We start from the raw sequence: 6,253 nt of genomic DNA, 5'->3' as shown, positions 1-6,253 counted from the left end.
GCGCTGGATGCCACGGGTACGAAGAAGGGCCTGACCTACGCCAAGTCCCTGTCCGACCTGGAAGACCTGGACTACTACGCCGGCGCCAGCCAGCTTGCGTTGCGCCAGGTCGCATTGCAAGCCGCATCGGCGGCATTCATGACCATTCAGGGGTCCAGCCTGTTCAGCCGCAAGTAACGCGGCGGGACCCTGAAAAGCGCACGGATCGCGTGCGGAGATTTGCGCCCTTACGGACGCTTCTGGCCAAAGGCCGGGGCGTCCGTGGTTGCGTGCAGGGTAGGTAGTGTCGTTTCACGTTGCTTAACGCTCGGATATTTCATGCTTGTCAATTTGAAAGTTCGCACCTGTATCGTCCTGGTGCTGTTGCTCTTCACGGGCGCCATGTTCATATCCAATGGCGTGGCCTGGATGGGGTTGAACTCCAGCAACAATAAGCTGGAGCAGGTCAACGACGCCTATTCCAATCAGGGTACGCAGCTCAACCGCGCCAACGCCGCGCTCCTGCGCGGCCGGCTGTTGTTGGCGACGTCGCTGATGGACATGCAGCAGGGCAAGACCGAGCAGGCCAATGACCAGACCAAGCGCGCCGACGTCCTCATGCAGGAAGGCGCGAAGTGGCTCGACGAGTTCCGCAAGGCGCCGCGCATGGAGGGTTCCGAGGCGCTGGTGGCCAAGCTGGACTCGGCCTACAAGCAGTTCGACGACGTCTACAAGCGCCAAGCCGCCGCCCTGTCCAAGATGGCGGTACAGGATTACCTGGATCTGAATGACGCGGGCAGCGCCGCCAACACGGCGTTTCGCGAAGCCGTGAACGCGGTCTTGGAGTTCCTGGACAAGCGTACGGACGAACTGGTGGTCCAGGCAGAAGTCGACCACAACATCTCGCGTACCGTGACCATCGCGTTGCTGGCAATTGCGCTGGTGCTGGCGCTGGGTTGCTGGGTGTTCATCAACCGCACCGTGCTGCGCCCGCTGCACCAGGCAGGAGACCACTTCGACAAGATCGCGGGCGGTGATTTCACCGGCCGGATCGAGGTGCGCAGCACCAACGAGATCGGGCAATTGTTCGGCGCCATCAAACGCATGCAGGAAAGCCTGACGCGCACGGTAGCGATGGTGCGCCGCGGCGTGGACGAGATCAATGTGGGTTCGCGCGAGATTTCCGCAGGCAACACGGACCTGTCCAGCCGCACCGAGCAGCAAGCGGCGTCGCTTGAAGAAACGGCGGCATCGATGGAGCAATTGGCTTCCACGGTCAAGCAGAACGCGGACAACGCGCGCCAGGCGAACCAGCTGGCGGCCAGTGCGTCGGACGTAGCCGAGCGCGGCGGTTCGGCGGTGTCGGAAGTGGTCAGCACGATGCAGGGCATTTCCGCCAGCTCGCGCAAGATCTCGGAAATCGTGTCCGTCATCGACGGCATCGCGTTCCAGACCAACATCCTGGCCCTGAACGCGGCGGTGGAAGCCGCGCGTGCAGGCGAGCAGGGCAAGGGCTTTGCGGTGGTGGCGGGCGAAGTTCGCTCGCTGGCGCAGCGCAGCGCGCAGGCGGCCAAGGAAATCAAGGGCCTGATCGAAGACTCGGTCACCAAGGTGGGCGCGGGTTCGCAGCAGGTGGAACGTGCGGGCGCGACCATGCAAGAGATCGTGTCGTCGGTCAAACGCGTGACGGACATCATGGGCGAGATCTCGGCGGCGTCCGAAGAACAGTCCAGCGGCATCGACCAGGTCAACCGCGCTGTGTCGCAGATGGACGAAGTGACGCAGCAGAACGCGGCATTGGTGGAAGAGGCGGCAGCGGCTGCCGGCTCCTTGCAGGAACAAGCCCAGCGCCTGTCCGAAGCGGTTGCGGTGTTCAAGATCAATGCCGGTGAAGTGATCGAAGTGCCGGCCCATCAGTTGGCGCAACAGCCCGGCGCCCCGCGCATGCCCGCGCCGAGGGCACCGGTTGCGCCGGCGTCCCGCCCGGCGGCGCCTGCCGCACGCTTGGCCAAGCCGGCCGCGCCGGCCCAACAGGCACCCCAAAGCGCTTCCCAAGCGGCGACGCAAACGGCTTCGCAGGCGACTCAAGCTTCTCAGGCGGAAGGTGACGAGGGTGAGGCGCAGGCCGCAAAGCCCGCGCCTCGCAAGACTCAAGTGGCCCGTCCCAAACCCGCTGCCTCGGCCGCCACGGTGGCGCGTCCCTTGCGCCGTCCGGCCACTCGCGCGGACAGCGCCACGGATGCCGCGCCGCCCGCATCCGCCGCCAGCCGCAGGCCGCCGCCCGCGGACGATGATTGGGAGTCCTTCTGACGGGATGACCCGCTCGGTGCATTGAACAGGCAGTAGCACACGCAATACCCCCCTTTACGGTCCGGCGGCCATAGTGCGCCGCCGGGACGACTACCGGAACTATCGGAAATGTTCAGCAATCTGAAGGTGCGCACGGGCTTGATGCTCGCTCAGTTGGCAGTTGCCCTGGCCGCACTGGTTGCCATTGCCCTGGGCTGGAACAGCATGCGTTCCAGCGCCGACACGATCAACGCCCTGGATTCCTTGAGCGTCCAGCAAAGCAACCTGATCAAGGATGCCTATACGCAGATGCTGCGCGCGACCATTCGTGCGGACATCACCGCCGCGCAGCGCGCAGCGGGCGACGCCAACGGCGCGGCCGAAAACTCGCGCACCGTGCAGCAACTGATCGCCGACGCGAAGAAGAAGATGGAAAGCTTCAAGGCGATCCCCAAGGTGACGACGCTTGGCAAGGCCGCCGAGGGCGACCTGCTGACGTCGTTCAACACGTTCTCCGAAGCGCTGCAGTCCATGATGGGCGCACTGGACAAGGGTGATTCGGCCGCTTATCTGTCCTTGAAGAACACCAAGGCGGGCGCGGCCAGCGGCGCGTTCTCCAAGCAGTTGACCGAATTCGCCAACGATATCAATGCCTTCAGCGAACAGCAGGTGCAGTCCGCGCGCAGCCAGACGTCGACGATGGCCTTTGTGTATCTTGGGCTGGCCGCGCTGATCCTGGTGGTGTCGCTAGGCGCGTTCCTGTTCATGAACCGCGTGATCCTGCGGCCGTTGCGCACGGTCAGCGACAGCTTCGACAAGATCGCCGGCGGCGACCTGACGGTGCGCGTGGACGTCAATTCGTCCAACGAGATCGGCCAGTTGATGGCGGCGGTCAAGCGCATGCAGGAAAGCCTGGCACGCACGGTGTCGACCGTGCGCCGCGGCGTGGATGAGATCAACGTGGGCTCGCGCGAGATTTCCGCGGGCAATACGGACCTGTCCAGCCGCACCGAGCAGCAAGCGGCGTCGCTTGAAGAAACGGCGGCATCGATGGAGCAATTGGCTTCCACGGTCAAGCAGAACGCGGACAACGCGCGCCAGGCGAACCAGCTGGCGGCCAGTGCGTCGGACGTAGCCGAGCGCGGCGGTTCGGCGGTGTCGGAAGTGGTCAGCACGATGCAGGGCATTTCCGCCAGCTCGCGCAAGATCTCGGAAATCGTGTCCGTCATCGACGGCATCGCGTTCCAGACCAACATCCTGGCCCTGAACGCGGCGGTGGAAGCCGCGCGTGCAGGCGAGCAGGGCAAGGGCTTTGCGGTGGTGGCGGGCGAAGTTCGCTCGCTGGCGCAACGCAGTGCGCAGGCGGCCAAGGAAATCAAGGGCCTGATCGAAGACTCGGTCACCAAGGTGGGCGCGGGTTCGCAGCAAGTGGAGCGCGCGGGCGCGACGATGCAAGAGATCGTGGCCTCGGTCAAGCGCGTGACGGACATCATGGGCGAGATTTCGGCGGCGTCCGAAGAGCAGTCCAGCGGCATCGACCAGGTCAACCGCGCCGTGTCGCAGATGGATGAAGTGACGCAGCAGAACGCGGCCCTGGTGGAAGAAGCGGCCGCTGCCGCGGGGTCCCTGCAGGAGCAAGCTGAGCGTCTGGCCCAGGCCGTGGCCGTATTCAAGGTCAACGCAGGCGAAGTGATTGAAGTGCCGGCCCGCCAACTGGCGCAGCAGCGGCCCGCAGCGCGCGTTGCCGCTCGCGTGTCGGCGCCTGCCGCGGCCGCGCCAGATGCGTCCGCCGTCCAGGCCCCCGCCGCCAAACCGGCGCCTGCCGCACGCCTGACGCATGCGGCGCGCGCCAAGCCGGCGGCAGCCGCCGAGGGCGCCACGGCGGCGCGTCCGCTGCGCCGTCCGGCGCCGCGCGCGGCAACTGCCGCCAACGACGCCAAGCCGGCGCCGGCCGCCAGCCGCCGCCAGGCGCCGTCGGACGACGATTGGGAATCTTTCTGATACCGGCGTTGCCGGTGAATGGGTAGGGTATGCGAGGCTATATACAACTTCTGGCGGCTGCCGCCATCGCGGTACTGCTGGCCGGCTGCGCGGCGACGGGTCATAACTTCGACCCGGGCAAGTTGTCGACCCTGACGCCGGGCCAGACCACGCTGGAAGAGGCCTCGCGCGCGCTGACCGCGCCGCCGGACAAGGTATACAAGCAGACCGACGGCACGCTTCTGGCCCTCTGGTCCTTCAAGATCACGTTTATCGCTGACGGCCTGTACAGCCGCAAGGAAGCCCTGCTGCAGTTCGGTCCGGACGGCCGTTTGATGCGGCTGGTCGACAGCACCAATATTCTGCTGGAGCCTTGGGAACGCCAGAAGTTGTTGGGCCCTGCACCCGCGCCTGAGTTGAATCAGGCCTGGCCGCCGGCGCCCTTGGCCGAGCCCGAGGTGCAAACCATCTACATACCCGGCCCGGGCGAACCGGCCGGGTTGGCGCCTGCGAACAAATAAGTCTTGTTGTAGTTCGGCAGAGAGCATTGCGGCGCAAGCCGCAATGACCGTCGCCCTGAATGTACACCCCATGTAACAGGGCGTGTCGGCAGGGTGGTTTTTCATTTGGTCAGAGCAGTTCCTGAGGGATGGGGAAAAAATATGGAAGCGAGTCTCGAATCCGGCGCGAAGGCCGGCAAAGGCGGCAAGAAAAAGGCCGCGCGCGCGCCTAAGGTGAAGCGCAAGCTCCGGTTGCGCGATGCCCGCGTCGGTACGATGCTGCTGTGGGTCATGGCGTTCTTCGCGATCTTGATCGCGGCGGTGGGCGGCCTGGCTGCGTTTTTCCTGCAGCACAATTACGAATCCATCCGCGAAGTCAACGCACTGACCGAGCGCGCCAAGCAAGTCGAAGTGATCAACAGCGACATGCTGCGCGCCCGCGTGAGCCTGATGGTGGCGGCGCGCCACCTCCAGGAATCCGGCTGGGGCAGCGGCGAGAACTCGGCCCGCGATGCGGCTGCCGCCCTGAAGGGCGCGACTGACCTGCTGACGGGCGTGCGCGCCCGCTTCGCCGACTTCCAGAAGAACATGCTGCAAGACGACACGGGCCGCCAGCTGTCCATGAACCTGGTCCGCCGCTACCGCTCGTACATCGACGACGGCGTGGACACCATGGTGGAAGCCTTGCGCAGTGAAGACTACTCCACGTTCTACATGGTGAACAACGAATACGGCACGCCGCGCAGCGCCGCCTTCATCGAGGCGCTGAACGATTTCGGCAAGTACATCGGCGACCAGCAGCAAGCCACGATCGACCAGGCCGAGGCGAACTTCAATCGCGCCATGGTGGCTGTGGGCATCGCAGTCGGCCTGGCGCTGCTGTTGATGGTGTTCTGCCGCATCCTGTTCGGCCGCCTGGTCGTGCGCCCGCTGGTGGAAGCTGGCCAGCATTTCGACAAGATCGCCGCTGGCGACCTGACCAGCCGCGTCGAAGTCCGTTCGCACAACGAAATCGGCCAGCTGATGGCGGCGGTCAAGCGCATGCAGGAAAGCCTGACCCGCACGGTGGCGACGGTGCGCCGCGGCGTGGACGAGATCACCGTGGGCTCGCGGGAAATCGCCGCAGGCAACACGGACCTGTCCAGCCGTACGGAAGAGCAGGCCGCGTCCCTCGAGGAAACCGCGGCGTCGATGGAAGAACTGGCCTCCACGGTGAAGCAGAACGCGGACAACGCGCGCCAGGCGAACCAGCTGGCGGCAAGCGCGTCGGACGTAGCCGAGCGCGGCGGTTCGGCGGTGTCGGAAGTGGTCAGCACGATGCAGGGCATTTCCGCCAGCTCGCGCAAGATCTCGGAAATCGTGTCCGTCATCGACGGCATCGCGTTCCAGACCAACATCCTGGCCCTGAACGCGGCGGTGGAAGCCGCGCGTGCAGGCGAGCAGGGCAAGGGCTTTGCGGTGGTGGCGGGCGAAGTTCGCTCGCTGGCGCAACGCAGTGCGCAGGC

The 6,253-nt window shown here is 65.5% G+C and carries 4 protein-coding genes and 1 pseudogene; all 5 read left to right on the top strand.

Annotated features, from left to right (window positions below):
* Nucleotides 1–177: pseudogene (locus ACO6D5_RS23125) on the top strand (flagellar hook-associated protein FlgL); the annotation flags it as partial.
* 141 nt (nucleotides 178–318) lie between these two features.
* Nucleotides 319–2,289: a methyl-accepting chemotaxis protein gene (locus tag ACO6D5_RS23120; protein WP_485826660.1), complete on the top strand. Its 1,971-nt coding sequence runs from the start codon at nucleotides 319–321 to the stop codon at nucleotides 2,287–2,289.
* Between the two features lie 108 nt (nucleotides 2,290–2,397).
* Nucleotides 2,398–4,269 (top strand): methyl-accepting chemotaxis protein, encoded by a 1,872-nt coding sequence (locus tag ACO6D5_RS23115; protein WP_485826659.1) that lies wholly within the window; start codon nucleotides 2,398–2,400, stop codon nucleotides 4,267–4,269.
* Between the two features lie 29 nt (nucleotides 4,270–4,298).
* Nucleotides 4,299–4,769, top strand: coding sequence for a hypothetical protein (locus ACO6D5_RS23110; protein WP_485826658.1), 471 nt, complete (start codon nucleotides 4,299–4,301; stop codon nucleotides 4,767–4,769).
* A 141-nt stretch (nucleotides 4,770–4,910) separates the two neighbouring features.
* The coding region (locus tag ACO6D5_RS23105) for a methyl-accepting chemotaxis protein (protein ID WP_485826657.1) at nucleotides 4,911–6,253 on the top strand (1,343 nt) is incomplete at its 3' end.

It is taken from the genome of Achromobacter sp. (assembly GCF_057314935.1).
The sequence above is the reverse complement of the archived record's forward strand: the minus strand, read 5'-3'. Positions and strand labels throughout refer to the sequence as shown.

What these genes read in the sequence shown, in the direction of transcription:
- ACO6D5_RS23110 (WP_485826658.1), top strand. Translation starts at nt 4,299, where the DNA reads ATGCGAGGCTATATACAACTTCTGGCGGCTGCCGCCATCGCGGTACTG.
- ACO6D5_RS23120 (WP_485826660.1), top strand. Translation starts at nt 319, where the DNA reads ATGCTTGTCAATTTGAAAGTTCGCACCTGTATCGTCCTGGTGCTGTTG.
- ACO6D5_RS23115 (WP_485826659.1), top strand. Translation starts at nt 2,398, where the DNA reads ATGTTCAGCAATCTGAAGGTGCGCACGGGCTTGATGCTCGCTCAGTTG.